This window comes from Adhaeribacter arboris (genome assembly GCF_003023845.1).
Lineage (GTDB): Bacteria > Bacteroidota > Bacteroidia > Cytophagales > Hymenobacteraceae > Adhaeribacter > Adhaeribacter arboris.
Map to the genome: position 1 here is coordinate 5,744,476 of NZ_PYFT01000001.1, position 26,672 is coordinate 5,771,147.

General features: G+C 41.7%; 22 protein-coding genes and 1 tRNA gene. 7 read left to right on the forward strand and 16 right to left on the reverse strand.

Translation table 11 applies throughout. The features are described 5' to 3' along the window. Positions 1 to 21: 21 nt before the first annotated feature. Positions 22 to 681 carry a class I SAM-dependent methyltransferase gene (locus tag AHMF7605_RS23340; RefSeq protein ID WP_106932398.1) on the reverse strand — a complete coding sequence of 220 codons (660 nt, stop codon included), beginning with the start codon at positions 679 to 681 and terminating at the stop codon, positions 22 to 24. A gap of 127 nt (positions 682 to 808) precedes the next feature. Between AHMF7605_RS23340 and AHMF7605_RS23350 the strand changes: the two genes are divergently transcribed. Then, positions 809 to 1,696, forward strand: a complete 888-nt coding sequence (locus tag AHMF7605_RS23350) for a cytochrome c4 (protein WP_106932399.1) — start codon at positions 809 to 811, stop codon at positions 1,694 to 1,696. Between the two features lie 180 nt (positions 1,697 to 1,876). On the opposite strand, the gene AHMF7605_RS23355 is transcribed toward AHMF7605_RS23350, so the two are convergent. Both AHMF7605_RS23355 and thpR read right to left on the reverse strand, forming a co-directional pair. After that, positions 1,877 to 2,371: a CinA family protein gene (locus AHMF7605_RS23355; RefSeq protein ID WP_106932400.1), complete on the reverse strand. Its 495-nt coding sequence runs from the start codon at positions 2,369 to 2,371 to the stop codon at positions 1,877 to 1,879. 49 nt (positions 2,372 to 2,420) lie between these two features. Continuing rightward, complete coding sequence (thpR, locus tag AHMF7605_RS23360; RefSeq protein ID WP_106932401.1) at positions 2,421 to 2,984, reverse strand: RNA 2',3'-cyclic phosphodiesterase; 564 nt, start codon at positions 2,982 to 2,984, stop codon at positions 2,421 to 2,423. 286 nt (positions 2,985 to 3,270) lie between these two features. Here thpR and AHMF7605_RS23370 point away from each other — a divergent pair. After that, positions 3,271 to 3,354: transfer RNA gene (locus tag AHMF7605_RS23370), tRNA-Leu, on the forward strand. A gap of 123 nt (positions 3,355 to 3,477) precedes the next feature. Here the strand turns inward: AHMF7605_RS23370 and AHMF7605_RS23375 are convergent. The 4 genes from AHMF7605_RS23375 to AHMF7605_RS23390 all read right to left on the reverse strand — a co-directional run bounded on the left by AHMF7605_RS23375 (position 3,478) and on the right by AHMF7605_RS23390 (position 7,204). Beyond that, complete coding sequence (locus AHMF7605_RS23375; protein ID WP_106932403.1) at positions 3,478 to 3,705, reverse strand: hypothetical protein; 228 nt, start codon at positions 3,703 to 3,705, stop codon at positions 3,478 to 3,480. Between the two features lie 29 nt (positions 3,706 to 3,734). Further along, positions 3,735 to 4,874 (reverse strand): serine hydrolase domain-containing protein, encoded by a 1,140-nt coding sequence (locus tag AHMF7605_RS23380; RefSeq protein WP_106932404.1) that lies wholly within the window; start codon positions 4,872 to 4,874, stop codon positions 3,735 to 3,737. A gap of 340 nt (positions 4,875 to 5,214) precedes the next feature. Beyond that, entirely contained in the window at positions 5,215 to 5,748 is a 534-nt protein-coding gene (locus AHMF7605_RS23385) for a hypothetical protein (protein ID WP_106932405.1), read from the reverse strand. A 70-nt stretch (positions 5,749 to 5,818) separates the two neighbouring features. Next, entirely contained in the window at positions 5,819 to 7,204 is a 1,386-nt protein-coding gene (locus tag AHMF7605_RS23390; RefSeq protein ID WP_106932406.1) for a dicarboxylate/amino acid:cation symporter, read from the reverse strand. Positions 7,205 to 7,681: 477 nt separating this feature from the next. Between AHMF7605_RS23390 and AHMF7605_RS23395 the strand changes: the two genes are divergently transcribed. Then, a complete protein-coding gene (locus AHMF7605_RS23395) occupies positions 7,682 to 8,668 on the forward strand; it encodes a dipeptide epimerase (RefSeq protein WP_106932407.1) in 987 nt (328 codons plus the stop codon). A 140-nt stretch (positions 8,669 to 8,808) separates the two neighbouring features. Here AHMF7605_RS23395 and AHMF7605_RS30260 read toward each other — a convergent pair whose 3' ends face one another. Together AHMF7605_RS30260 and AHMF7605_RS23405 are read right to left on the reverse strand one after the other, a co-directional pair. Next, positions 8,809 to 9,381, reverse strand: coding sequence for a hypothetical protein (locus AHMF7605_RS30260; RefSeq protein ID WP_199200299.1), 573 nt, complete (start codon positions 9,379 to 9,381; stop codon positions 8,809 to 8,811). A gap of 595 nt (positions 9,382 to 9,976) precedes the next feature. Then, a complete protein-coding gene (locus tag AHMF7605_RS23405; protein WP_106932408.1) occupies positions 9,977 to 11,119 on the reverse strand; it encodes a low temperature requirement protein A in 1,143 nt (380 codons plus the stop codon). Positions 11,120 to 11,472: 353 nt separating this feature from the next. Between AHMF7605_RS23405 and AHMF7605_RS23410 the strand changes: the two genes are divergently transcribed. Next, positions 11,473 to 11,922, forward strand: a complete 450-nt coding sequence (locus AHMF7605_RS23410) for a MarR family winged helix-turn-helix transcriptional regulator (protein WP_106932409.1) — start codon at positions 11,473 to 11,475, stop codon at positions 11,920 to 11,922. 71 nt (positions 11,923 to 11,993) lie between these two features. Continuing rightward, positions 11,994 to 12,644 carry a YceI family protein gene (locus AHMF7605_RS23415; RefSeq protein ID WP_106932410.1) on the forward strand — a complete coding sequence of 217 codons (651 nt, stop codon included), beginning with the start codon at positions 11,994 to 11,996 and terminating at the stop codon, positions 12,642 to 12,644. A gap of 178 nt (positions 12,645 to 12,822) precedes the next feature. On the opposite strand, the gene AHMF7605_RS23420 is transcribed toward AHMF7605_RS23415, so the two are convergent. Next, positions 12,823 to 14,751 (reverse strand): peptidylprolyl isomerase, encoded by a 1,929-nt coding sequence (locus AHMF7605_RS23420; protein ID WP_146153658.1) that lies wholly within the window; start codon positions 14,749 to 14,751, stop codon positions 12,823 to 12,825. An 833-nt stretch (positions 14,752 to 15,584) separates the two neighbouring features. Here AHMF7605_RS23420 and AHMF7605_RS23425 point away from each other — a divergent pair. Next, positions 15,585 to 18,785 carry a SusC/RagA family TonB-linked outer membrane protein gene (locus tag AHMF7605_RS23425; RefSeq protein ID WP_106932412.1) on the forward strand — a complete coding sequence of 1,067 codons (3,201 nt, stop codon included), beginning with the start codon at positions 15,585 to 15,587 and terminating at the stop codon, positions 18,783 to 18,785. Positions 18,786 to 18,814: 29 nt separating this feature from the next. Continuing rightward, on the forward strand, positions 18,815 to 20,314 hold the full coding sequence (locus tag AHMF7605_RS23430) for a RagB/SusD family nutrient uptake outer membrane protein (RefSeq protein WP_106933588.1): 1,500 nt from the start codon (positions 18,815 to 18,817) through the stop codon (positions 20,312 to 20,314). 321 nt (positions 20,315 to 20,635) lie between these two features. Here the strand turns inward: AHMF7605_RS23430 and AHMF7605_RS23435 are convergent, their stop codons facing one another. The 6 genes from AHMF7605_RS23435 to AHMF7605_RS23460 form a co-directional block, all read right to left on the reverse strand. After that, the gene (locus AHMF7605_RS23435; RefSeq protein ID WP_106932413.1) at positions 20,636 to 20,878 is read right to left on the reverse strand and encodes a DUF2442 domain-containing protein; all 243 of its coding nucleotides are present in this window, start codon (positions 20,876 to 20,878) and stop codon (positions 20,636 to 20,638) included. Positions 20,879 to 20,880: 2 nt separating this feature from the next. Then, entirely contained in the window at positions 20,881 to 21,186 is a 306-nt protein-coding gene (locus AHMF7605_RS23440; RefSeq protein ID WP_106932414.1) for a DUF4160 domain-containing protein, read from the reverse strand. Positions 21,187 to 21,319: 133 nt separating this feature from the next. Next, the gene (locus AHMF7605_RS23445; RefSeq protein ID WP_158267601.1) at positions 21,320 to 22,303 is read right to left on the reverse strand and encodes a potassium channel family protein; all 984 of its coding nucleotides are present in this window, start codon (positions 22,301 to 22,303) and stop codon (positions 21,320 to 21,322) included. A 727-nt stretch (positions 22,304 to 23,030) separates the two neighbouring features. Further along, complete coding sequence (locus tag AHMF7605_RS23450) at positions 23,031 to 24,368, reverse strand: Gfo/Idh/MocA family protein (protein WP_106932416.1); 1,338 nt, start codon at positions 24,366 to 24,368, stop codon at positions 23,031 to 23,033. 24 nt (positions 24,369 to 24,392) lie between these two features. After that, positions 24,393 to 25,502 carry an amidohydrolase family protein gene (locus AHMF7605_RS23455; protein WP_106932417.1) on the reverse strand — a complete coding sequence of 370 codons (1,110 nt, stop codon included), beginning with the start codon at positions 25,500 to 25,502 and terminating at the stop codon, positions 24,393 to 24,395. 13 nt (positions 25,503 to 25,515) lie between these two features. Further along, positions 25,516 to 26,625: an amidohydrolase family protein gene (locus tag AHMF7605_RS23460; protein ID WP_233219231.1), complete on the reverse strand. Its 1,110-nt coding sequence runs from the start codon at positions 26,623 to 26,625 to the stop codon at positions 25,516 to 25,518. Positions 26,626 to 26,672: the final 47 nt, after the last annotated feature.

A 26,672-nucleotide genomic window follows, 5' to 3' on the forward strand; every position in this document is an offset into this window, starting at 1 on the left:
AATGGACGTTTTGTAGAAATATTAAATATCCTTAAAGGAAAAGTGGTATACCTGCGACCGGATAAAGCCACTATAAAAGTATTTAGTGTACATTAGCTGCCCGGGTAATCTTTGAAATAAATTATCAAGATGGGGTAGAGTATGCGTTTGCAGATTACAAAGTTTTCCAAAAAAAGTATACATAGCTTGGGTCAAATTATGTTGCCACCATTGTTCTTTTCTACTCCGTGTTTGATCAATAAAGAAATCGGCGACTAGCCAATAGCTATTTGGTTTTAAATGTTGGTACAGTCGCTGCATCATAGGAATAAGCAAATTTTCGGGGTACAAGTCCAGCACGAAGGGCGTAAAAATAACATTAAACTTTTCATCCGCCCTTAAATCGGCTTCGGTACCCTGCCGGAAGGTTACTTGTAATTGATTAGCGGGTAAGCCGGCGCATGTTTTTCTGGCTCGGGTTAACATGCGAGAGGAGAGTTCCAGGTAAGTAATTTGTAAAGGTATTTGTAATGTAACTATATCTGGCAGCAACCAACCCGTGCCGCCACCCACCAGCAGAACAGAAGCATCAGCCGGAACAAAAGATAAAAGCGCCACCTGCGATTGGCGGATAGCGCTGCCAAAAACTAATCGGGCTAAAGGATCATAAAACCAACTAACCCGGTCGAAGGAGGCGTTCATACGCAGTTTTGGAAAGTTTGTTGCAAATTCCTAAAATATTTTTGAATAAATACTTGTAAATGATAGCTAATCTTAGGTATTTGATTTCGTTTATTTATAAACTACAATTAAATAAGAGAATCGTATTATGATAAAAAAGATACTCAAATGGATGGGTATAGGTTTAGGATGCTTAGTTTTAATCTTAATAGTAGCTTACGCGGTTATTTATTTTAAAACCGAAAGCCGGATTAATAAAACTTATACGATAAATGTTCAAAAAATTGCTGTAACGCAAAGTGCCGAAGCTTTAACGCAAGGAGAACATTTAGTGCAAATTAAAGGTTGCCGGGAATGTCACGGGGAGGATTTAGGCGGCAAAATATTTATTGATGATCCGCAGCTTGGCCGGTTAGTGGGGGCCAATCTGACGCAAGGACGAGGCGGTATAATGCGCGAATACACCAAAGCAGATTTAACCCGGGCCTTGAAACACGGCGTTCGCAAAGATGGCAAATCAGCCCTCCTGATGCCTTCGGATGAATATAATTCGCTTTCCGTGGAAGATATGGGCGCCTTAATGTCTTACATTAAAAGTTTACGGCCCGTAGACCGGGAGTTACCCGAAAATGAAATCAGGCCATTACTGCGGGTATTAACTTTTTTAAATAAATTTCCGCTGCTACCCGCCGAAAGAATTGATCATACCAAACAAAGTGTACAAACCGTTAAATCCGAGATATCGGCTAATTACGGTCAGTACGTGGCAACAGGTTGCGTGGGCTGTCATCGGCCAAACTATAAGGGTGGGGAGCCATTAGCCCCTGGTTTTCCGCCCGTGCCCAATATTACTAAATCGGGTAATTTAGGTAAATGGACGGAAGATCAATTTATTCATACCTTACGCACCGGCATAACTCCCGAAGGTAAAAAAATGGATCCGAAAGACATGCCCTGGACCATGACCAAAGAATTTACCGATAACGAAATTAAATCCGTTTACTTGTTCCTGAAAAGCTTGCCGGAAGAAAGTTAAAATGGAAATAATTTTTTAGATAAGAAAAGTCTGCTAAGCAAATAGCAGGCTTTTCTTATCTAAACAGGGATAAACCAAATATATTTTGCTCTTACTACTTGGTAATTACTCTCGAATTTAGCTGGTGCGGATTATTGCAGGTGGGTACCGTAGCGCGGATGGTGCTTAAAAATAAATGGCTTATTCCCGTTCAAAATGACGGTCCACGGTAGTTTCAATTTTCTGAAAGATAAAGTCAGCCGCTTGCTTCCGGATGTCGCCGTTTTCTTTAGAGAATTCCTGGCGAAATTCTTCTACTTTGTTTTTACAGTAAATAGAGAAAAATACCGTTCCTATGGGCTTTTCGCTCGTTTCGGAAGCGCCTTGGCCGCTTAAACCAGTAACGGCCACGCACATTTCGGCTTTTAATAATTTAAATAAACCTAACACCATTTCGTTGGTTACTTGCTGCGATTCGGCAGTGTAGAGTTTTAAGGTTTGCTTTTTTACGCCTAATACTTTTTGTTTTACTTCTTCGGCATAGGTAACAATACTGCCCAGTAACACATCGCTTGCTCCTTTGGCCTTCACAAATTCGGAAATTAAGAGGCCGCCCGTTACACTTTCGGCAAAAGCAAGGGTTAGCTTTTTATCGCGTAGTTTGGTAACTATCCGGGTTAAGTCTGTTGCGTTCATGTGTTTATTGGTTTTGTAGCTCCCTATACTGTTATTTAGTCTGCTAGGTTTACGTCTTTTCCGTTCCGGTTAATGGGTACAAAACTAAAGTCCGGTAAATGGGGTGTGGGCTTTTTAACTCGGATTGCCAAAGGCCAATAGAAGATACCGGCAAAATAATTTGTTGCGAAGGCTCAGAAACTACAGGAAACGAAGATGGCTTGGTTTTATCTTTCTGGAAGCGAGCCAAAGTAATATGCGGAATATAGTCGGCTTGGTTCGAAGCAGAAATACCCAATTGAGTTGTAATAGCGGTATATAAATGAGTAAATAACGGATGAGCCGCAAACCGGGCCCAGATAAGCCGGGGAGATTTGGGTTTAGGTCCGGGTTCAAGCTGTTCCAGTTGCAAAGTAAAAGGAGCAGTAGTACTGGCCACTTGTTGTAAGGCGTTAGTAATGTTGGCTATTTGACGGTTGGGTACTTCCCCTAAAAAATGCACGGTAAGATGCAAATTAGCGTCCGGAACAAATCGAATAGCTTCATGCGCAAATGCTGGTTGCTGCTCCCGAAAAAACGCTTGCAGATCGTCTAGTATAGGTATGGCAACAAATAATCGCTTGGTATCCGTCATAAAATAGGCAGATAAAGTTGCAAATAATACTTATGGCTAGCAAAGAACTAGGCAGTTTCACTTTTAAGCAGATTATTCACAATACGGGATTATATAAAAAGCAGATACGAATAGAAGAATCTTCATTTTACTTATTTATGGCCGGGTTGGAGAGAAAGAGTTGTATTCCGGGGAGAGAAAATAAATTATTTATAGTAAAGCCGGCAAGAACTAAATTCTTAAAAAATATAAGTGGCTTTGATTCGAAAGTAGAATATTTATTTTACATTTGCCCTTCGAAAAAGGAGCGCACGTGGCGGAACTGGTAGACGTGCAGGTCTCAGAAGCCTGTGGGAGTTGTCCCGTGGGAGTTCGAGTCTCCCCGTGCGCACGCATGCAAAAGCCGGCTATTTAGCCGGCTTTTTTGTTTCTATAAGTTTAAATAAATCAGAAAAAATAATTAATAGAGCCGGCTATTTTTAAAGTTCTTTATAAACTTCCCATTCGTATTTGGTTACTGAGTTCCTTGTCTGTTTTGGGTAAATAAATCTACTTCGGGCCAATTAGTTTTAAGCAAAATCTGGTCTTTAATCGCTGTATTAAGTGCTTCGGTAATTTCAAAAGGCTGATCATTATTCCGGGTATTAGCCAATACCGCGAAGCTATATTCATCGTCTAAGCGGGTGAGAATAGCTGAGGTGCCGGGCATAGAACCGGTATGAAACCAATTAGTATAACCCATGTACGTTTGGTTTAATAAATCACTCGAAACTAGATCAGCTGCTTTATTATTGCGGTCGATATGAACATTAATCGCATTAAATCAGTAGCAGTAGCCAGCCAACCGCCGTGCGCATCCATTCGGTTTATATGATAAGCGTAGGCATTATCATTTGGCTGGTAGTAGGTTACTTCATTTAAGGCGCTTTGAGCCTGCGAATTATTCGCCATGCGCATATCGATAATTCCTAAGGGTTGCAAAATGGCCGTTTGAATATAACTGGAATAACTTTTACCAGTAACTTTCTCGATGATGCGGCCTAAAACGCAGTAACCAAAGTTAGAATAATAATAAGTAGAGCCCGGCGAATATGATAAAGGACGATTTTGCACCATGTCAGTAATCACTTCTTGTTGCGAAAAATTTAAATTAGCTGTCATCGGGTCGGTAGGCTGGTTGGTCCAACCGGATTTATGTTCCAGTAAATTTTTAACGGTAATAGCCTCCAGGTTAGAGCCCATTGGTACGGAGCCATAATCGTTTTTTAAAACTCCCGCCGCACCAAAAACCTTATCCGATAAATTTAATTTGCCGTCTTGTACTAATTTTAAAATGGCAACAGCCGTAATGGGTTTAGAAATACTAGCAATCCGGAAAATGCTTTCTGTACCAACGGGTTGAAGCGTTTCTTTATTCGCGTAGCCATAGCCTTTGGCAAATACGAGCTTCTCATTTTTAACAATTGCTACTGACAGGCCAGGCACCTGGTACTGTTGCATCAAATTCTCCAGAGCTTGGTTTAATTCGGAGAATACCGGATTTAACTCCACTTTATAAATATTAGCGGCGCCATTAGGGGCTATAATCCGGTAGACAACGGGAACGGAAAAATTATTATTGTTTTGGCCACTGGTTTGTTCTTTATTGCCCACAAATACCTTAAATCTGTCGGTGCTGGTAAAAGAGGCAATAAGCTTGTTTAAATTTAATCCGTTAGAAGTACGTACCGTAGTTTTTTGTTCGGATATATTGCCTGCTAAATCTTCTGAAAACTCTGGGTTAAAAGCTTTTAAAAACGTAAAAACTCTTAAATAATTTTGAACTTTGGGTGATACCAGGTCACTATCTTCTTTCTGGCAGCTAAATAAAAATAATACAAGCCCCAGTAGGCTTAATCTTCCGGTTTTCATGTAAAGGAAGACTAAAAAAGGATAGTAAAATTTAAATAACCCTTATTACAGGAGAGGGCAACAAGAGCAATTTGCTTGAGGAAAATACTACGGAAAGAAAAGAAATAAAAGCGTAAATTTTTAATTTCAATAAGCATTATAGTTAATTAGTTAATCTTTTAAGACGGGACAAAACTATAATGTAAAAAGCAGTATTGGAATAAGGTAACTATAACTATTTAAATATTGTGATAGAAGTAGGTTCGTTTATTGAAAAGTAGCTAAATCCAGGAAAAGGTAAAATAGAACGTTGTAGAAATAAACCTCATTCAGCAGCACTGAGTTTACTCGAATAAGCATCTTACTTGCTACTAGCGAGTTGGAGAAGCAAAACTCGGCCCTTCGCGTTTATCGCAGCTCCGCCTTTAGCCATTTCTTCTTGCACCAGCAAAATAGTTTCCTGGCGTAGCCAATTGTGTTTTTTAGCCAGATTAGCTAAAGCTTGGAGGCAATGAACTTTCAAGAATTTATTCGGATCGGTCCGTAACCAGTTCTGCACGTAATCGATTACTTCGGCTAACGGATCATCACTGAGTAAAGGTAAATAGGAGAGGATTAAAGCTAAATGCCAACGGATGATGGGCTTATGCGTGCGCGGTAAAGCCGTAATTAAGGTATCTTGGTGCGGCAATAGTAAATGCGGATGTCGCTGGCTAATTTTTTCCGATAGGTCGGCCGCATACTGGGCAGTATTTGCGGGAGTGCTAGGGTCCAGCATGGCATTTAAAAAAATGGCAAATTTATCCGGGTTATCGCCTACTTCCTCTAACAAGTGTTTGGCTCGTTCGGCGTACTTCTGACCCGGGTTCGTTAACTGAATAAGTAACGGATGCATCTTTTTAAGCCAATTGGTTTTACTTTATTGATAAAAATATCTTTTGATTGTTACGTCACATCTACTTGCTTTATACTTCTTCGACCAGCACCTGCTCGGGCGTAGGATTGTCGTTGAACTCGCCTTCCCAGCGGGCAATAACCGCGGAGGCCAAACAATTGCCCGTAACATTTATGGCGGTACGAGCCATATCCATTAACTCATCAATCCCTAAAATAATAAATATAGGTTCAATGGGTAAATTAAAGGAAGTTGCGGTACCCAATAAAATTACCAACGAAGCCCTAGGTACGCCGGCTACCCCTTTGCTGGTAAGCATCAACGTAAATACCATGAGTAGTTGCTGTTCCCAGGGCATATGAATACCCGCGGCTTGCGCTACGAATATAGAAGCCAGCGAAAGGTAAAGAGTAGTTCCATCCAAGTTGAAAGAATAACCCATGGGCATTACAAAGGCAATAATTTTGCGGGGTACCCCAATTCGTTCCATCGCTTCCATCGCGCGGGGTAAAGCAGCTTCGGAGCTGGTAGTGGCAAACGCGATAGAAACGGGCTCAGCTATAGCGGAGGCAAACTTTTTAATGGGTATCCGGAAAAAGTAAGCTACCGGCAATAATACCAATAATACAAAGGCCGCCAGCGAAACGTACAAGGTAGCCAACAACTTAAATAAGTTTACCAAAATCCCAAAGCCCATGTGGCCTACGGTATAAGCAATAGCCGCTCCCACCGCTATAGGAGCAAAATACATAATAATGTTGGTAAACTTAAACATGGTTTCGGAGAGACTTTCGGCAAATTCGAGCATAGGGCGGCGTTTAGCTTCGCTGAGCATGGCTAAAGCAATCCCGAATAATATGCTGAATACCACAATTTGTAAAACTTGTCCTTCTACTACCGACTTGGCAAAATTTTCCGGAAATATGTGCAGAATAATATCCGATACGGTTTGCGGTTCCGGCTTCTTAATTTCGTCGGTGGCAGCGGCTTTTAACTGAATGCCTTCGCCTGCTTTGCTGATGTTAATGGCCGCTAACCCAATAAATAAAGCCAACGTGGTAACTATTTCAAAGTAAACTAGGGCTTTAACCCCCATGCTGCCCACTTGTTTTAAATTAGAATGGCCGGCAATACCTACCACCAAGGTGCCAAATAAGAGCGGTGCAATAATGGTTTTTACCATTTTCAGGAACACTTTGCTTAGCACATTCAGGTTCTGAGCAAAAGCCGGGAAATCATAGCCTATTTCGGCCCCTACTAACATACTAACTAAAATCCAGGTGGTAAGAGAACGTTTGAGGTAGGCAAAATATAAGACCAAGGCAATGGCTATCCAGCGTACGGTAGTTAAAACAGGCGGCGCTATTGCCAGATAACCGTATTCATTAAGCAGCGATAAGCTTAAAGCGGCCGTAAAAATTAGAGCAATGAGTAAAACTAAGCGGGATTTAGGCATAGAAAATGGATAAACTAATCTGCCCAGAAGTTTTATTGATTGGCTTTTTCCAGTGAACAAACCCTACCAATTAGTATGGACAAATGCATTTTAAGTTAAGAACAAATATATTATTTTATTTCTGATTTTTAGGATAAGTAGGCTTGCTCCTCTTTTAAGCAAAAAGTGCTTTGAAAAACCACGGTTATCAGGATGCTCTTTCAGATTCCTCAATGAAAATTTTTAAATTCTTAGATGGTTTTCTATGATTAAAGCTTGTTTTGGCTAATAATTATCAAAATTTCAGGAACGATTAAAATCTGTTAATGGACGTGCGTTTTACCGGTAAAGGCCCTAGAAATTGGTTGATTGTAGTTTTAAGCAAGTAAACGCACCTGGAAGATAACCATTTAATGCGTAACTTACCGCACTTAATTAGAAGGAGATATACTCGTAATTCACCCTCCTTCGGTTATTTATTTCACCCCTATCATTTATATGCTTACCTGGTACATTGAGGCAAAAGAACTACAACTACGTTATACCTGGAAAATCTCGCGGAACGCCGTAGATACTAAAACAAATTTATTTGTACGCGTCACCGACCAGCAATTACTAGGCATTGGAGAAGCTGCACCCAATGTGCGTTACCAAGAAACCCCCGAACTGCTGCTACTGCAATTTCAAATCCTGCTCAATAATGGTTTAGAATACGTTCGTTCCCTATCAGAGTTAGAGACTTTGCTCCAATTATACCCGGTTGCCAATTCCTTGCGATTTGCTGTGGAGTCGGCGTATGTACATTTTACCTGCTGGCAGCAGCAAATTACGGTTAACCAGTTTTTAAAATTGCCCCAACCAGAAGCGGTTCCTACTATTTTCTCTTTGCCAATAATGGCTCCGGAGTTGATAGGTGATTTTATACAAGTAAATAACTTAACTCGGTTCGCTACTTTAAAAGTTAAGGTTAATCAAACGGATGCTTTCGCCTTGGTGCAAGCAGTCGCATCTGTTACCTCTCGGCCATTCATCATTGACGGCAACGAGGCTTGGACGAACCCCGATGAACTCATAATTTTTTTGCGGGAATTAAGAGAGTTACCCATACTTTTTATAGAACAACCCTTACCAGCCAGCCAGTCCGATGCATACCAATATTTAAAAAAGCAAAGTCCTTATCCCATTTTTGCGGACGAATCGGTTACGAATGAACCTGATTTTGGAGTGCTGCGCGACCAGTTTCATGGCATTAATATGAAACTAATGAAAGCGGGTGGCTACTTAAACGGACTTCGGATTTTACAGGAAACCCGCGCCCATGGTTTACATCCTATGATTGGTTGTATGGTAGAAACTTCGTTGGGTATCTGGTCGGCTATGCAGTTATGCCACGGTATAAATTACGCCGATTTAGATGGGTTTTTAATTCTGAAAGAAGAACCTTTTGGCCTGGTAAGAGAAGAAGCCGGGCAACTTATTTTTTAGCGAAAAACTGTAAAAACTATTTTAAAGTAAACCAAAAAAAGCTAACAGACAAAGTCTATTAGCTTTTTAGCGCCTATTATGAAAAAACTATAAATTCTAACCTATTGTTAATCTAACCGCGTTTCTTTTTAGTTAAACACTTACTTCCGGCCGCCAGTTGTAGTGCCGCCAGTAGTGCTTCCTGAACCGGAAGTAGAACCTCCTGTTGTTCCTGTTCCGGAGGTGCTGCCACCGGAAGTAGTTCCGCCAGTTGTACCACCAGTAGTTGTACCAGATGTAGTACCACCAGAAGTAGTGCCGCCAGAAGTTGTACCACTGGTGGTGCCTCCTGTTGTGGTAGAACCCGAAGTAGTACCTGTTCCACTGGTTGTTCCTAATCCGGAAGTAGTGCCAGAGGTTGTACCTGAAGTGGTTCCACTTGTAGTACCTGCAGTAGTTCCGCTGGTAGTACCCGAAGTGGTAGCGCCTCTTCTGGATCTGCCGGAAGTAGTACCCGAAGTAGTACCGCTGGTAGTGCTTCCTCTTCTTATTGTGCCGGAAGTAGTTCCACTGGTTGTTCCGGTAGTTCCTGATGTGGTACCGGAAGTAGTACCTGTGCCGGATGTTGTACCTGTACCGGAAGTAGTACCGCTACCAATAGTAGTCTGCGCATTTGATAAATAACTTGCAAAGACTAAGGCAACGACTGGTAAAAACTTTAACTTGTTTGTCATAACATAAAAATTTAATGAAAAATCGTATTATTTAATGTTCATTTGGCTGGGTCTCGATTGCTTCAGTAGAAATAATCTTTTCATCTACATTCGCGGTGCGGGCCCCTCCTTTAAAAAATTCTTTTTTTAGTCTGATTACCTCTTTCTTAAAATTGTTGTTTAATTAATTATAAGAAAGTAATTATGATCCTTTTACGCGGGTTTGGGAGAGAGAACTGATAATTAAATACCTAATTTAATCCTGACAAATACGGATTTAACCCGCTAACTACGAAAAAAGCCGGTTTCAATACAGGTATATTTAAAGAGTGTTCAGATTAAACAGCTCTGAATCAATAATAATTAAAATTAATTAGTAAAATTTTAGATGAATGATAAACCCAGTTCATGGTAATAGTATTAAAATTTTTAGCTAGTAAAAAACTTATACTTTTGATTGGTTTACGTTTAAAACCAAAGCTTTAACCAGCATAAAGAATTGACTTAGTGCAGGAAATAAGCGGTTGTTATTAATACTTGTAAATAAAATTACGGGGTTCTTTATAGAAGAGTAAGGAGAGTATTGGGTTTAATGAGCATTGAAATAATATAAAGTTTAAATTTCATCGGGTAGCCGGGAGTATTGGAAGCGTTGGAAAAGTAAGTATATAAAAATAGTTAGAGTAAGAACAGGTAAAAAGTAGAAGGTTTTTAGATTAACTTCAAGGATATAAAACGTTACCATTACTACAATTAACCCTAAACTGCTGATAATAAAGCGACGCGTAGGTACTTGTTTAAAGTTGATTCCTTGGATAATGCCAAGAGGCAGAATAAACAAAGTAATGCCGATTACCATTAGCAGGTTGGCTACGTTGGCTAACGTGCTAATATGGCTAAGAATGCTGTATTCAAGGCCTACACCCAGAATAACAATGCCCAGGTAAATAAAAAAATGTAAATACGTATAAAGCAAACCCGTGCCTTTTATCTTTCCGGTAACAAACTCTTCGATGTAATCAAAATAAATCCACCAGATAAGTACAATTAAAATAAAGCTGCAAATAGCATTGGCACCGGTAAAAAACTGCCATAACTCTAGATTGATTACGGCCCGGGTGATTCGTAAAATGCTTTCGCCCAACACAATTATCACAAATAAACCAAAGCGCTCGGGTAAATGGGTATTATGGATGGGTACTTTCCGTAACCTTTTATGGTTTAGCCAGGGAATGGTAAATTCCAGGAGCCAACTTATTACCCATAGGTAAAAACGTCCGGGAGGAGGAGTAAAGACCGAGACCAACCAGATGGTAGCGCCAATTGAAAATCCTATTAATAAAGGAGTAACAATTTTCCGGGAATCGGGTTCGCGGTAAAATACCCGGAGATACATTGTTAATAGTACCAGCCGAATAAATAAATAAGCACACGCAAACAGGTACGACTCCTTTAATAAAGCTTCTTGAATAAAAACCGCCATAAAAAGCGAGCCTAACACTTGCGTTAAAGTAAGTATCCGGTGCCCTTGATCGTCGAGTTCAAAACGGTTGGCGTACATGGTATGGCCGGTCCAGGCCCACCAAATAGGAATAAACAACAATACGAATTGCCATAGGCTTACCAGCGTTAAATCGTTTGAAAAAAAGGTAGTAAGTTGCCCGATAGCAATCACAAAAATTAAATCGTAAAAAAGTTCGAGCCAGGTAGCGTGGCGTTCTTGTTGTTGCGGCGAATCAGTTTTCGGCGAGTCATCCATAAGTTATTCTAAACTAACCATTTAAGAGGAAGGAAGGCTTATTATAACCCAGTTTACTCGTTGCCTATAAACAGCATAATAAAATTTCCTATAAATCTAAGCTAATGATAATGGTAGCTTTCTCGAAAGGTTTAAACCAATTTTGATAGAAAATTCAAATATTGTCCTTAATGAATCAGGTAATAAATTAGCGTTGTGATTAACAGTAATTTATTGCTTTAAAAATAGCATCTTAGCAATACGCTGCACTAGATAAATTGTTCTAGCAACATAAAAACGGATAGATAAAAAATAAACTTAAAATATGTTGGTACATTAAATGTATATACATATATTTGTAACGTTAAAAGGATATGAAGATAGAAGACGAGATTAAGCAAAAAACTTTTAAAAATGTGTATCAAAAAATATACATAAATATTGGGTACACAGCGGGGTGGTTACAAGTTCAGCAAGCCGCCGTTTTTAAAAAGTTCGGGCTTACGTTGCCGCAGTTTAATGTTTTGCGCATTCTACGAGGGCAGCATCCTAAACCGGCTACCGTAAATTTGCTGATTGAGCGCATGTTAGATAAAACCTCTAACGCATCGCGCATAGTAGATAAACTGGAAGCAAAAAATTTAGTAACGCGTCGTCAATGCCCCAACGACCGCCGGACAGTAGATATTTTAATTACCGAAAAAGGATTAGCGTTGCTCCAGCAAATAGACGAAGCGGAAGGTACCCGAATTCCGGGTTTGGAAAATTTAACCGAAGCCGAAGCCGAAGAACTCAGTCGCTTACTGGATAAGATACGGGATTAAGGCTGCATTCCATTTTAGAAAGAAGAATTTAATTAATAGTACATTATAAACTTTAGTATTTAAAACCAATCATGAAAAAAACATTATTATCTGTTGCGGTTGTAGCCAGCTTATTTTTTGCCAATGCTGCTTCGGCGCAAACTTTAGCTTATGCTGCTAAAACTACCAAAGCCGCGAAAGCAGCTACGGTTTACAAAGTAGAAACTTCGCAAAGTAACCTGGAGTGGAATGGTAAAAAGGTTACCGGCGAACATACCGGCAATATTGCTATCTCTAAAGGAGATATTTTAGTAAACGGAAATAGAATTGTGAGCGGTACCGTTTTAATCGACATGAATTCTATCACCAATAAAGATTTGACCGACGATGGTTATAAGCAAAAATTGTTGGGTCACTTAAAATCAGAAGATTTCTTTTCGACGGAAAAACACCCGACCGGAACGTTTAAAATTACCAGCGTAACTCCAATTAAAGGGGCAGCAACTGGAGCCGCAAATGCTACTGTAAACGGCGATTTAACTATTAAAGGCATTACCAAACCTATTTCCTTCCCGGCAACTGTTGGCGTGAAAGACGGGGTGGCTACCGCCATTGGTACGGCTACTTTAGACCGGACCAAGTGGGATATTAAATATAACTCAAAAAGCTTCTTCCCCAATATTGCCGATAAGGCCATTTACGACGACTTTACCGTTAAATTTAATTTAGTAGCGAAGAAATAATTTTTGAAGCTTAGGCTGAAGAATTAAATTTTTTACTTTTCTGTTTTCTTTTCCATAAGGGAGTCCAATTTAATTGGTCTCCCTTATTTATTTTACAAAGAATTTGGATAGGAACTAAGTCCTGATTCAAAAACAGTGTGCTCTTAGTTTTAAACTCTTTATTACTATTAATTCAAACCTACAATATTTTTACCTCCATTATTTTATCTCCTACTTCCAGTAAAGGTAACACTTCTAAACCTTTAACTACTTTTGCGAAAATAGAATAGCGGCCGTCGAGGTGCGGGGTAGGGGAATGCGTAATAAACCACTGACAGCTCTCGGTATCTTTACCCGCCGAGGCCATCCCAACAAAGCCTTCGCGATAACGCAGATTGGCAAACTCCGAGCGAATAGCGTAATCGGTACCGCCCCAACCATCGCCGCGCGGGTCGCCGCCTTGGATAACAAAATTAGGTACTACCCGGTGAAAGTTTTTGTTGTTAAAGAAACCGGTATGCGCCAGTTGCACAAAATTAGCCACCGTACCCGGAGCTTGCTCCACAAATAATTGCAGCACCAGTTCGCCCCGGGTAGTTTGAATACTAACTTTTTGGTCGGCGGGTATGCTTTGCACTAAAGTCCAGTCAATTGCGTGCGAAAAAGGATTTTGAGGAGCTGCAGGTTCTGGTTTACCTTCCAAATAAGCTACGGTTTTCGAAATTTCCTGGTAAGCTTCATTATCACGGGGTAGCACTAATTTGTTCAAGGCCTCTTTTAAAAAACGTATATCCGCGTATTCCGCTTTAAAATTTAATTCGGGTTGCCGAAGAACACCCGCCGTTATTCCCACCGCGGCAATATCACCGGAGGAAATTACCCGCTGAAAAAGGCTGGCAAAATGCTTCTTTTGTTTCGCCGGGAAAGTTTTTTCGCTGCGTAATTGAGCTAAGGCTTCTATACCGTAGGTGCGGATAACGGGTATTTGAGCGGCAATAATTTCTTGCTCCACCAAATTTGCACCCGCTATATCTTTTGCCGCCGCGCTAAGCAAAGCCGCTTTTTCGTAAACATTATTGGTTTGTTGATACCTTTCCTGAATGCTGCTTAAAACTTGTTTTTTATCCGGATGCAGTTTCATGGCTGTTGCCAGCAAATTAGCGCGTACCCGCCAGCGTAGTGTTTGTTCAGCTTTCTGCAAAAGTTCGGGTGCCGCTTCGGGAGTAGCTTTGGTAGAGATAAGTTCGGCGGCGGTAAGGGCCACATTTATATTTTTATCGCTTAAAGCGCGCCATACAATTGGTTTTACCTGAAGCCATTCTAAATTATTAAAAGCCCGAAGCGCATTCAACCGCACCCGGTAATCTGGCTCGGTTTCGATAATTCCGGCTAACTCTTCGAGTAAATTAACGGATTTGGCCTTACTTAAAGCCAACGCTGCGGCCATACGTACCTCTGGGGTCGGATCAATTTGGACGGCGGTTAAAATAGCTGCGGTGTGCGGGGTTAAATCTAATTTTGACGTTCGGGCCAGAAAATGGCTGGCTGCCAGTCGGGTTTCCGGGTTAGGGGTACTTAGTAAACTGACTACTTTAGGAATGGCTGTTTCGTATTGTAATTGTCGGGAATGGGTTCGGTAAATGCCCCAGGCTTGTCCTGCTTGAACTATTGGGTCAGAAAAATCAAATTTCACTAAAGCTTCTAAGCCTTTTTGGGTGGCGCATTTACCCAGAGCTTCTAGCAGTTCGGCTTTAACTGCCACCGCAGGTTCTTTCTCAATGGCCGCTAGTAAAGTTTCTTCCACGGCGTGTTTTCCGGTTTGCCCTAAAGCATAAGCTGCCGCTCGCCGAACGTTTGGCTCTGGGTCGGTAAGTAAGCTGGTAAGCGGGGCAATAGCCTGCGAATCCTGCACAGAAGCAAATGCTTGAGCTGCTTCTTGCCGGTAACGAGCATCGGTGTGCGATAAATAGGGTAACAAAGTAGAGGTTTGCCATTCGTCTTGCGCGGTGTAAATAGCGCGTAAAGTAGCATCGTTAAATTTATTGCCCGAAAGAGAAGAACTTTGCTGGCCTGGTTTGTGGCAGCTCGTACAAAATAAGTAAATCAGCAGAAAGTAATAGTATTTCATAAAGATGAACCTCCTGCCGGAAGATACTGAAAACAACAAAGAATTACCAGAATAGCACTTTTAAGAAAGAGTTTTAATGATTAAGGCTATTTTACGTCAGGTTCGGTAGTGAGATAAACCCTCGTACTCACATTATTCGAATAAAAGCTTCTGCTACTTCGCAGATAGCAAATTTCTATATACTAAGGCTCATATTTCTTACCCTCCATCTTTTCGTAAGCTTTTTATTTGAAATTCTACCTTGCCTTTTCTTTTAAGTAGTATTTATTCCTTATTAAAAAAAAAACTTTTACCCGCTTCATTTTGTAAAATAAAATTTTTGTTTTACAAAATTTTTATTTTACAAAATGAAAGAAATTAAGAAATTATTATTACTATTGAAAAGGTATTGTAAGTTAATATTAAAAAACTAAAAGCTAACGAAAGATATTATTTATCATATACTTGTGTTCTGTTTAAGGAATTAGATTTTATAAGAGTAAAGTAGATAAAGAGAAATATAAAAAATAAAGAATCTTCAAAAATGGGAGACAATGAGAGGGAAATAATAGAAAATTTTGAATCTGAATGAAATGAACTATCTGGGTGGAAAAATCAAGAAGGTAGCTGGTTGGAGTAAGCGATACCATAACCACCTAACTAAACAATCTAAATATTCTTACAACATTGCCTATGAATTTGATACTACTTTAAAATAAATACCACAATAAGGTTCCTTAACTGGTTCCTAGTGTACCTGCTCCAACAGACAATCATGCATAATCTTGATTATACTTCTGACATATTAATCTCCTATTCGGTAACTATTTACATAATCCTTAAACCTTTAAAATATGAAACAAGATTTATACACCCAGTTAATTCAGGTAATTGGAAGGGGGCTATTAGGCCTTTTATTTCTATTTGTTACTACTTATTTATCGCACGGTGCGGTTCGTTCCAATATGGATCATAGTAATTCTATTTTTAGAACAATTGGAAAAAGTAATAGTAACTTAGAAATTGCTAGTGCTGCTGTTGAGGAAACAATTACAGGGAAAGTAATTTCTACTACCGGCGAGCCCTTACCCGGAGTAACCGTTTTACTAAAAGGAACTAACACCGGTACAACTACCACCAGTGATGGGAGTTTTAGCCTGACCATTCCGGAATCCCGTGGAGCATTAGTTTTTTCTTTTGTGGGTTATGCCGAAAAGGAAGTAACCTTAAACGGACAGAAAACTGTAAATGTAACTTTAACGGAAGATACTAAAGCCTTAAATGAAGTAGTAGTAGTCGGTTATTCGGCCAAGAATCAAACGCAATTATCCAGTTCGGTTTCGGTGGTAAGCGCCGAAAAGCTGAGAGGCGTAACGGCCCCTAACCTGGGTAATCTGCTGCAAGGCAAAGCGCCGGGAGTCATGGTGTCGGGTACTACGGGCCAGCCGGGGGCGGCGCCGGTGGTTAGAATCCGAGGAACGGGTTCGATCAGCGCGGGCTCCGATCCTTTATACGTAGTGGACGGGGTAATTGGCGGTACCGCCAACCCGAATGATATTGAATCGGTAACGGTGCTGAAAGATGCCGCTGCCACGGGCCTTTACGGTTCTCGAGCCGCGAATGGCGTAATTGTAATTACCACCAAAAGCGGCAAATCCGGCAAAACTGCCATTAATTTTAATACTTCGGTAGGCGCCAACTGGGTGACTACCGGAAATTTAAAATTAATGAACTCGCAGCAACTCTACGATTTCGAAAGGCCAATGTTTATCAACGACTACAACGGCAAAAGAAATAATTTAATAGCCGAATTATCTAAAACCAACCCTAACCCGAGCGAAGCCGACATTAACGCTTACTTAACCAGTAAAAATTTAGCTACTTCGGTAGATGCCCATTTAAATACCGTTTTACCCGCCAGCTTAACCAACACTAATACCGATTGGTTAGATTTAATTTACAGAACCGGAATTACGCAAAATTATGAGCTTTCGGCTTCCGGCGGGAACGAAAGAACAAAGTTTTATCTCGGGGGCAATTACTATAAAGAACAAGGTACCCTGACCGTTACGGATTATAAACGGTTTAACGTCCGGATGAATCTGACGCACCAGATTAACAATAAGTTATCCGTTACGGGCCGGATAAATACGCGCATGGATTATACCACCAATGATACTCCTCAGCAGGAGCCGTCGGTAAACCAAGCTATTACCAATTTGCCCTGGGATAATCCTTTTAATGCGAATGGCTTGCCTAAAAAAGGGATTGAACCGGAATGGATGGGACGGGAACGGACCAATTATTTTTTCTACAAACAATACAACTATTCGAAAGGGCGAGGCAACAACCTGCAAGGCGATCTGGTATTAAATTACGATATTAACGATTGGCTGAGTCTTTCCACTTCTAACCGGGCCGAAATTTCAAACACCCGGGCCGAGATTTATCAGGACCCCTTAACGCCCGCGGCTTCGGCCCGGAAAGGTTTGTTGGCCAATAATTTTGTTTATACGCAATCGCTGTTAAATTCCAATCTTTTAAAGGCAAATAAAACTTTTGGTGCCCATAGCTTAAGCGGGATACTGGGCGCCGAATTCCAAACCAACTACGGCGATAATACCAACAGCACCGGCGGCTCGCTGCCTTCCGGATTAGCGGTATTAGATATTTCGGCCGTACCGGTTGGTATTACCGGGGCTAAATACCGCAGCGCTTTTAACTCTTATTTCTCGCAGGTAGACTACAATTTTGATAATAAATATTTTGCCGTGGCTTCCTTTCGCCGGGATGGATCTTCTAAATTCGGCGCCAACAATTTGTACGGTAACTTTTACTCCGTAGGCGGTTCCTGGATTATTTCGAACGAAGATTTTTTACCTAAATACGAAGCGCTTTCTTTGTTAAAAGTGCGGGCCAGCTACGGTACCACCGGTAACGCCAACATCACCGATTTTATCTCCCAGGATTTATACAGCTTTACGGCTTTGTTTTCCGGAACTTCCGGCCCCGTGCAGTACGCGGGTAATTCCGGCGCCATTCCGGCCCGACTGGCCAACCCCGACCTAACTTGGGAAAAAGCTTATACTACCAATGTTGGTTTAGACATAGGTTTATTCAAGCGTGTTAACTTATCTATCGATGCTTACCGCCGCATTAATAGTAATTTACTTTTTGATGTGCCTTTGTCCGCGGCGGCCGGTTTCTCTACCCAAATCCAGAACATTGGCAAAATTCAAAATAAAGGCATTGATATCGACCTGAATACCATCAATTTTAATGGGCAGAATTTTAAATGGGAAACCAATTTCAACGTAGGCTTCAATAACAATGAAGTACTTTCCTTGTACCGGGATCAACCCATCGATAACGGTCTGCGGCGGGTAATTGTGGGCCAACCTTTAAGAACCTGGTTCATGCAAAAATGGATGGGCGTAGATCAGCAAACCGGCGCTCCGCTCTGGGAAATGTTAACCTATGATGCGGACGGCAAGGTGGCGAAACGCGAAACCACTACCAATTATAATTTAGCCACCCGCCAGATAGTAGGCAAAGCCAACCCTGATTTTACCGGCGGTTTTACCAATACCTTGTCCTACAAAGGCTTGAGCTTAAATGTATTTTTGAATTTTGTGTCGGGTAGTCAAGTCTACCATACTTCCCGCGAAGGTCGTGATTCGGATGGCGCTTACCCAACTGGTAACATGATGCAATTAGCCGATGGCTGGTCGCGGTGGGAAAAACCGGGCGATGTGGCCACACACCCGCTACCCATGCTGAACGGCGGTGGTACTAATTCGAACAAACCTTCGTCGCGGTATTTAGAAGACGGCAGCTTTATTCGCCTACGGAATGTGCGGCTTAACTACGAAATTCCTACAGGTATTGTAAAAAGAATTGGGGTAGGCGGATTAAATGTATTTGTATCGGCGGATAACTTATATACCTGGACGAAATTCTCGGGTTTAAATCCGGAAAACAACTTCGATGATGGCGCCAACATTACTTACCCCATGAGTAAGAAAGTGCTTTTTGGTATTAACGTAGGCTTGTAATCTTGTTTAATTATTTAATGAATCCGAAAATGAAAAAATATATTATAAACAGCTTTCTAGCAGCAGGTCTAGTTTGCTTGTCGACCGCTTGTGATCTGACCATGGATCCTTACAACGGAAAATCAGCGGACACTTTACTTAGTTCCGACACTGGCGTGCAAACCGCTACTTTTGGTAACTACAGCTTCCTGAAAGATTTTGAATACACCCGCAGCTACCATTTTTTAAATGAATACCCCAGCGATAATGTGATGTTGAGCGGCACCACCACGGACCATTTAACTTTCGCGTATAATTACCGGCACATCGAAAGTATGACGCATACCAGCAACTTCTGGAAAAAGGCGTATCAGCTTATTTACGGCACCAACAAAGCGCTGGAAGCCATTGATTCGGGTACCGCTCCCCTGGCCCAAGCTACCGCAGACCAATTAAAAGGCGAAAACCTGTATCTACGGGCCATGGTGCATTTTAACCTGGTAAACTTATTTGGCCGGCCCTACGCCCAGGACAACGGTGCCAGTCCGGGTATTATGATTCGGAAAGATGCGGATGTTACCGCCTTGCCACCCCGCAGCTCGGTAAAAGAAGTATACGATTTTATCATTGCGGATTTGCTGCAGGCCGCCGAGTTAATGAAAGAAGTTAAAAACAGTAGCTTTGCTTCGAAAGAAGTAGCGTATGCGCTTTTATCCCGCATTTACCTGTACCAGCAAGATAACGCCAAGGCCATTGAATACGCCGATAAGGTAATCAGCTCAGGCCGGTATAAGTTATTGGATACCGAAACGTATAAAAGATACTTCACCCTAGCCAATGAGAGTAATCCCGAGACCATATTTGCCATCCGGCACACTTCGCTCGATGACCGGGGACAGTCTTCTATTGGTTCGTTATATTACAGTAAAAACGGAGCGGGTTACGGGGAAGTATACGCTTCGGCGGCTTACCGGGCTTTATTGGATAAATACCCCGCCGATGTTCGCCACAGTTTTTATGAGCCGGTATACGTTTTAGATGCGCAGGGTCAAATAACCAAAGATGCGAACGGTAACCCGATAATTGCTACCCGGAACGGATTTCCCAAGTACTTCATCAATAAGTACTCGAACCAGGAAAATTTAGTGACCTTAAGCTCGCCGGTATATTTGCGCTTAGCCGAAATGTATTTGAACCGGGCAGAAGCTAACGCTAAATCAGGTAACGACCAGGCGGCCCTGGATGATGTAAACCTCATCAGAACCCGCGCTGGATTAACCGGGGAGGCTTTATACACGCTAGCCGATTTAAAGGGCCATGCCTCGGTGTTGGAAGTAGTACTGGAAGAGCGCAGAATTGAATTAGCTTTTGAGGCGCAGCGGAAGTATGATCTTTTCCGGAATAATTTACCATTAGTCAGAGATTATCCGGGAACCCACCTGTTGGTTGGCCAAACTACCCAGATTGTTCAACCGAATGATCCCCGGGTAATTTATTTTATTCCCCAGTTAGAAACTGTATTGAATCCAAACCTGGTCCAGAATCCGTAGAATAACGAGCGTGCCCGGTTTTAGGATTATTTTTTAAAAAATCTGCCGAACCATGCTTTGGGGCATTTTGAAAATACAGAAAGAACCTCCCTTTTTAGTGAACAATTTGCTTCGCTAAAAACGGGAGGTTCTTTTGTTTGGCATATACCCGCAAAATTACTGTAAAAACAAACCCTTTCAAGCAACCTGAAAGCGCAGATAAAGCCTGCATAACCAGCTTACCGCTGACCTATCTTTTTTCAACCGCGGCTAATGGTTAGTATATGCAAGGGCCGTGGTGAAGCAAGGGTTTTGCATATACTAAACGTTAGCGGACGTTTTTTATATTTCTCCTTCATGCAAGTCCCATATAGGAAAACACAGTTCATAGTCATTCCAGACAATATCACCATATTCAATGCTGAAACCTTGGAACAGGTCCCTGTCCAAGTACTTCTTTGTCATTGGATTTTTGGCTGATTTTAAGAAGCTTTCAAAGTCAATAATTTGGCTAACCCCATCAGAAAAATCGAATTTTATTTTATAGCCGTCCAGATAAACTGCTTTGTCAATTGAAACTATCATAACTAATCAATCTTTTTAGTAATTATTTCTGATTTCACTTCTTTATTGTAAACGAAGAAGTCAACCCACTTCTGCACAATGTCCTCTCTAAAATGCTCTACTAATTTTCTGAGTCTTTTTTCATTTTTACTGTCCAGAGGCTCTTTGCCTTTTACAGAAGATACACGTACTTCTATAAATGCCCCATTTTCGAATATTATCTCGGCTTTGCTTTCTCTTCCTTGATACTTACCATGAACGTGAATGGGTTCATGTTCATTTGAATAGAATAATATAATTAATCCAAAATATTCGTAAAGCTTTGGCATAGGTAATTTCTTAAAAAATTAAAAATTACTCCTTATTCTTAAAATGCCCGCCAACGGCTAGTATAAACAGCGTGCAAGGCCGTCGGCCGTAGCATGCTGTTTATACATTGTTATGCTTAGTTTTTTTGTCAAATTAGGTAATATGTCCATCTTTGATTAATCTATCAATACACTTTTGTGCAAGAAGGTTTTGGATTTCTAATTCTGTTGCAATTTTTTTATGAATGTGCTTTGGCCATGGTTGAGGTGGTAGACTATCTTTAACTTTGAATAAAAGGTAATCAGTAACAACACTTCGATATTTCAGTTTGACATTTCCTTTTGAATGTTGCTCTTTCCATTTATCCAAATAAGTAGCTAATTGTTGTATCTCTAGTAATAAAGGTTTAATTTTTTCATCTTGGCTATGAAAGCTTGACATTGCTTTAGCTATGCTGTTTATACGAATTATTGTCTGTTCAAATTTTAACTTAGTTCTTTGTTGAATTCCATATGTCCTTATTGCTTCGTATAAAGTCTGCTGAATTTGAGCAACGGACTGATAAAGCCTTTTTAGTGATGAAGTATTTCCATAAGAAGCTAATCCACCCTGATTGGCTTGAAAGTGCAGATAGTTATGTATACTGGCTAAGAATCTATATGTACTGCGGCTAAGAGAATATAATTTATCATGATTATGCTCATCTAATGCTTTGTCAATTTGTTCGTCTATTAAATATAATTCCTTTTCAAAATCCACAATTCGACGTTGATGCTCGCTAGTATAAATAAGGCGGAGCATCGCTGATTGTCTTTCGGAAGCTATTTTACCAACAAATACTGCAATTAAGATTAATCCAGAGAGAACTTGAAAAGAAGCCATAAATTTCCCAAATCCAATGGGAGCAATGTCTCCATATCCTAGGGAGCTAAATGTAATAACACAAAAGTATAATGAATCAAACCATCTTAAATTGGTAGTATTAGTGCCATGTCCATACGGATTTATTAACCAAAAGTATAATGAGCAAAAAAGTATGACACCAAAAATACAAGCACCTATTGCAACATAGGATGTTTTGTCTATTGCTCCCCCTATAAATGTCGTAAGTGTTTGATTGTTTTTCTTTTTTATCATTATAAAATTAACCATAACTACCGGATAAACGACATAACATACGCTTATCGGCACTATGTACAGAGTTTACATATCTATTTTTATAATATTTGTAACGGCTTGATGACTGGTTACAGCTACATTCATTTATAAGAGTATTAATATGCAGAAATTTATTTAATTGTTTTACTAGCGGCCGTTTTCTTTATAATGCGTTTTGCCGAGGATAGTTGGTTTTATTAATATTTATAGCTGCTGTCTCCAGCGATTTTCTCCGTAGTTGAAAAATGGGGTATATCGATAAGAGGAAATAATTTAATGAAGACGATTTTTCTTCTAAAATGCTGAGCCGTGTATTTACGCGGGTAATACCCGGATAACTCGTTTATAACATGGGTAAGTAAGTTTGAAATAAAATGAACCGATAAGTACCAAGTTGACTTTAAGTAAGGACTATTTTTAAAATTCTACTTACTAAAAGAATGGGAGAAGGCTTGGTCGTACTGGGGTTTTCGGCGGTATTTTGTTACTTCCGCAAATTAATTTGTAGCTTAAATGTTCGGCTAAAGGGCGAGCTAAAGCTTTCGTAATAACGCTTAGTTTTAATAGTATGGATTTTAAAAAGGGCTACTTTAAACCAAGTAAGTACCATTCGCATACCTCAGCTGATTTTAACTTATCATCCAAAAACAAAACGGGCCACCCATCACGTGATAGGTGGCCCGTTTTGCTTTTAATTAGCAGGCATTTAAACAAAAGTAAGCGGCGTTCTTTCTTTCCATTTGCCGCGGGTAAAATCCGGGAAATCAACCGGGCGGCATTTGCCCGCCACCGAAGCTTCGGTAATCGGGGAGATGGCGCTGCTGGTAACAGAATCATACACATCCCAATCCGGCATTTTATTTTCCCGCAGGGCCATTACCAACCGGTGCCAGACAATGGGCGTTTGATTGGTACTGCCCCCGTGGCCGCGGGTAGCGCCACCTTTCCGGGGGGGCGGGTTGTAGTTTTTGGTCATGGGGTGTTCGTATTCTTTTAAATACTTATCCGCTGGTTCCCACTGGTCGTGTTGCGGGCTCAAACCTTCGATGTAAATGCGTTTGGAATCTTTGTCGCCTAAATATACCCCTTTGGTACCTTGTACCCGGTAGCTTTCCCGGGGGTGCGGAGTGTGGGTGTCATGGTTCAAAGTCATCATTTTGCCGTTTACTGTCCGGATGAGCGTGGCATTATAATCGCCCAGCTTAATGGGCATCTTGGCGTATTTTGAATCCGGACCGTACATTTTGGCGGCGTACTCATTGATCATCACGGATTTGGAGCTCATCGAAACCAAGAAATCAATGCGGTCGCCGTGGTTAATATCCAGGGCTGGCAGCATTTTGTTCATCGGGTGGTCCGGGTACAAGTTACCGTTGCGATCTACGGCGTGCTGCAAACGCCAAGGTTCTTCTTCGGGGTCAAATTTTACGCGCCGCAGGTCGTGGATATAACCCGTTTCGGCGTGGATGATATCTCCCAGCACGCCCTTCCGGATCATGTTTAAAACGGCGGGTTCGCCAAATCCTTCCAGACCAATAGTAGCCCATTTTCCGGTTTTTTCGTAGGTTTCCACTATTTCCCAGGCTTCATCCACGGTTAATACAATCGGTACTTCGCACACCGCGTGCTTGTCGTGGCGCATGGCCGCTAAACAAATGGGAGCGTGAATGTCCCAGGGGGTGGAACAAATAACGGCATCTAATTTATGATCGGAGCAAACTTTTAAATAATCCGTGTTGCCGCTGTACAGTTTCGGTTTGGGGCGCCCCGACTCCTTGACCCACGCGCCGGCCCGTTCCAGGCGCGAAGTGTTAATATCACAAACCACCGGTACTTCAACGCCCTCCATGCCCAGGGCGCAATCCAGGTGGTAAGAACCCCGGCCGCCCACGCCGATAAAGCCTAAGCGAATCGGTTTATTGGCCGCTTCTTTTTGCGCGAAGGTTTGCTGGGGTAAGATCAAGCCACCACCTAAAGCCAGGCTACCTAAGGCCGTGGTGGATAATTTCAGAAAGTTTCTGCGATCAAAATTGTTATTGCCCATAGTTGTTCTGTTAAAAAATTAGTCTCACTTATTTTTACTGGTTTTAAGCATCCCGAATAATTTCAAAGCATTTTTGTTGTAAATTTTTTCCAGCGCTTCATCCGGCAGGTACAATCCGTAAATCATCCAGCGGCCCTGCAAATGATGGCCCTCCGAGGGGTCGATGTATTCATCACTGGTTTCTAAAAAACGGTAGTAAATCCGGTAAGCTTCGGCGTTGGGTGGGGTGTCGGTGCCAAAGAGAATGCGGTCCTGGTGTTTAATCATAAACTTGCGAGCGGTGTAGGGCTGGCGACCTAATTCGCTGATGCGGGCGCTCATTTCCACGTAAAAATTCGGGTAAGTCGCCAGCCAGTTCGAAACTTTGCCCAGTTCTTCCGGTAAATTTCCCATGTGCGCTCCCACAAAAATGGTGTTGGGGTGCCGGGCCATTACCCGGTTGCGTTGGGCCAGAATTTCTTCTTTGGGTGGGTATTCGGGTCCGTAGGCCCAGTTGGGATGGCTGCCCAATTCGTCGTACCGTTCGTTAAATTGATCGACCGGCGTAAAAAAAGCTTTGGGATCCGAAACGTGCATGACAATCGGAATACCGAGTTCGCCGCACTTGGCCCAAATGGGATCAATGCGCGGATCGTCCACGGGTACTATTTTGCCGCTTTTATCTTTCACGGTTAAGCCCAGCGATTTAAAAATTTTCATGCCCCGGGCACCCAACTGCACGGCTTCTTCTAATTTTTTCGCTTCTTTTTGCCCAAAGTTGGGCTCGTCGATTTTACTGAAATCGGGGCTGAAAAAAACCAGGAATCTTTCTTTCGATACTTTTTGTGAGGCGGCTAAATGTTCTTTATAAAAATTTTCGGCGGAGCGGCCATCTAAACTAACGCACTGCCAAACGCCGGCTTTATCCATTTCCTCCAAATATTTAGCGGTATTTTTTAATTCGCGCAAATGATTGTGGATGTCAATCACCGGAAATTTGGGTTTCATGATTTTGGTTTCCGCCACTACCATCTGACTTTTGGGTTGCCAATCCAGCAGCTTTAAATCTTTGGTTTGGGCCAGCAAAACGTTGGCCAGCAGCAAGAGCGCGGGGGCGAGTAAATAGCGGCCGTTAAAAAGAAAAAACTTTACCATAGGACGTTGGCGGTTACAATTTTGCTTTGGTAAAACCAGGAAGCCATTTCTCGGCGTTTTTACAGTACAGCTTATCTACCACGGTCCGGGGCAGGTGCAAGCCTTTGTATGTGCTCTTATTGCTGTTAGTCAGCTGTTCGTCGGTCACAAAAAACTTCCAATCGCGCAGCCAGGCATTGTGGGTGTTTTGTCCAATCGCGGTGGGGTCGTTGTTATTATTGGTGGTGATATCGGAACCGTACAATATCCGGTCCTGGTACTTGATAAAGAAATCGTGCACTTTCGGCCAGTCAGTAACGGCCTGGTGCTGCAAATGCGCGATGCGGGCGGCAATATCTACGGCCAGGTTGGGGTATTTATCCAGGCGTTTGGCAATTTCGTCGACGCTCCACTCCAGGCTGGCCAGGTGCACACTCACTACTTTTAAATCGGGGTGTTTGGCCAGCATGTGGTCGCGGGCTTGCATCTGGGCTTCGTAACTCGGGTACTCCGGGTGCAAATACATGTGGTACTGGGGGTTTTTGCTGTAGTACCGCTTATTGCCTTCCACCGACATTTGGTCCAGGGGCAGCCAGCAATCTTTGGGCTCGCCCTGGTGACTAAGTAAGGTAATTTTGTTTTTAGCGATGTAATCGAAAACCGGATCAAACTTCGGATTATCGATCATCACGAATTTCCCATCTTTATCTTTCAACTCCATGCCGATGTTCTTCCACACTTTCACCCCGATGGCTCCCTGCGCGAAGGAATTTTTTAAATAAGCAATGGTTTCTTTTTGCCAGTTATCCTGGTTAAAATTTTTGACCGAAATAGTAGTGGCGTAATGCAGTTGCTTCGGAAATTCTTGCGCGTGCTTTACCGCTAAAGCTTGTTGTTCGGTGATAGGGGGGGAACCGGGAAAAAGATAACCGTTAATATCCAGCAGGTGAAAATTATCCTCTTGCGCTTGTTTAATAAAGGTGGCCTCCGGCGTATAAACGTGCACGTGGGTATCGTACTTTTTCACCGTTTTAAAATCTTCCACTGAATAATAATCCGGGGCTAGCTTCGCCTCCTTTTTACCCGCGGGAGTGCCGTATAAGCCAGCAACCAGGATGGTAAGATAAACGAGTTTAAGATACATCTTGAAATCTTTTAGTGGTCACGGTTAGGCGGTTTTTGGCCGCTAGA

Coding starts and splice junctions, on each gene's coding strand:
- AHMF7605_RS23340 (WP_106932398.1), bottom strand. CDS start 681: ATGAACGCCTCCTTCGACCGGGTTAGTTGGTTTTATGATCCTTTAGCC.
- AHMF7605_RS23350 (WP_106932399.1), top strand. CDS start 809: ATGATAAAAAAGATACTCAAATGGATGGGTATAGGTTTAGGATGCTTA.
- AHMF7605_RS23355 (WP_106932400.1), bottom strand. CDS start 2,371: ATGAACGCAACAGACTTAACCCGGATAGTTACCAAACTACGCGATAAA.
- thpR (WP_106932401.1), bottom strand. CDS start 2,984: ATGACGGATACCAAGCGATTATTTGTTGCCATACCTATACTAGACGAT.
- AHMF7605_RS23375 (WP_106932403.1), bottom strand. CDS start 3,705: ATGGGTTATACTAATTGGTTTCATACCGGTTCTATGCCCGGCACCTCA.
- AHMF7605_RS23380 (WP_106932404.1), bottom strand. CDS start 4,874: ATGAAAACCGGAAGATTAAGCCTACTGGGGCTTGTATTATTTTTATTT.
- AHMF7605_RS23385 (WP_106932405.1), bottom strand. CDS start 5,748: ATGCATCCGTTACTTATTCAGTTAACGAACCCGGGTCAGAAGTACGCC.
- AHMF7605_RS23390 (WP_106932406.1), bottom strand. CDS start 7,204: ATGCCTAAATCCCGCTTAGTTTTACTCATTGCTCTAATTTTTACGGCC.
- AHMF7605_RS23395 (WP_106932407.1), top strand. CDS start 7,682: ATGCTTACCTGGTACATTGAGGCAAAAGAACTACAACTACGTTATACC.
- AHMF7605_RS30260 (WP_199200299.1), bottom strand. CDS start 9,381: ATGACAAACAAGTTAAAGTTTTTACCAGTCGTTGCCTTAGTCTTTGCA.
- AHMF7605_RS23405 (WP_106932408.1), bottom strand. CDS start 11,119: ATGGATGACTCGCCGAAAACTGATTCGCCGCAACAACAAGAACGCCAC.
- AHMF7605_RS23410 (WP_106932409.1), top strand. CDS start 11,473: ATGAAGATAGAAGACGAGATTAAGCAAAAAACTTTTAAAAATGTGTAT.
- AHMF7605_RS23415 (WP_106932410.1), top strand. CDS start 11,994: ATGAAAAAAACATTATTATCTGTTGCGGTTGTAGCCAGCTTATTTTTT.
- AHMF7605_RS23420 (WP_146153658.1), bottom strand. CDS start 14,751: ATGAAATACTATTACTTTCTGCTGATTTACTTATTTTGTACGAGCTGC.
- AHMF7605_RS23425 (WP_106932412.1), top strand. CDS start 15,585: ATGAAACAAGATTTATACACCCAGTTAATTCAGGTAATTGGAAGGGGG.
- AHMF7605_RS23430 (WP_106933588.1), top strand. CDS start 18,815: ATGAAAAAATATATTATAAACAGCTTTCTAGCAGCAGGTCTAGTTTGC.
- AHMF7605_RS23435 (WP_106932413.1), bottom strand. CDS start 20,878: ATGATAGTTTCAATTGACAAAGCAGTTTATCTGGACGGCTATAAAATA.
- AHMF7605_RS23440 (WP_106932414.1), bottom strand. CDS start 21,186: ATGCCAAAGCTTTACGAATATTTTGGATTAATTATATTATTCTATTCA.
- AHMF7605_RS23445 (WP_158267601.1), bottom strand. CDS start 22,303: ATGATAAAAAAGAAAAACAATCAAACACTTACGACATTTATAGGGGGA.
- AHMF7605_RS23450 (WP_106932416.1), bottom strand. CDS start 24,368: ATGGGCAATAACAATTTTGATCGCAGAAACTTTCTGAAATTATCCACC.
- AHMF7605_RS23455 (WP_106932417.1), bottom strand. CDS start 25,502: ATGGTAAAGTTTTTTCTTTTTAACGGCCGCTATTTACTCGCCCCCGCG.
- AHMF7605_RS23460 (WP_233219231.1), bottom strand. CDS start 26,625: ATGTATCTTAAACTCGTTTATCTTACCATCCTGGTTGCTGGCTTATAC.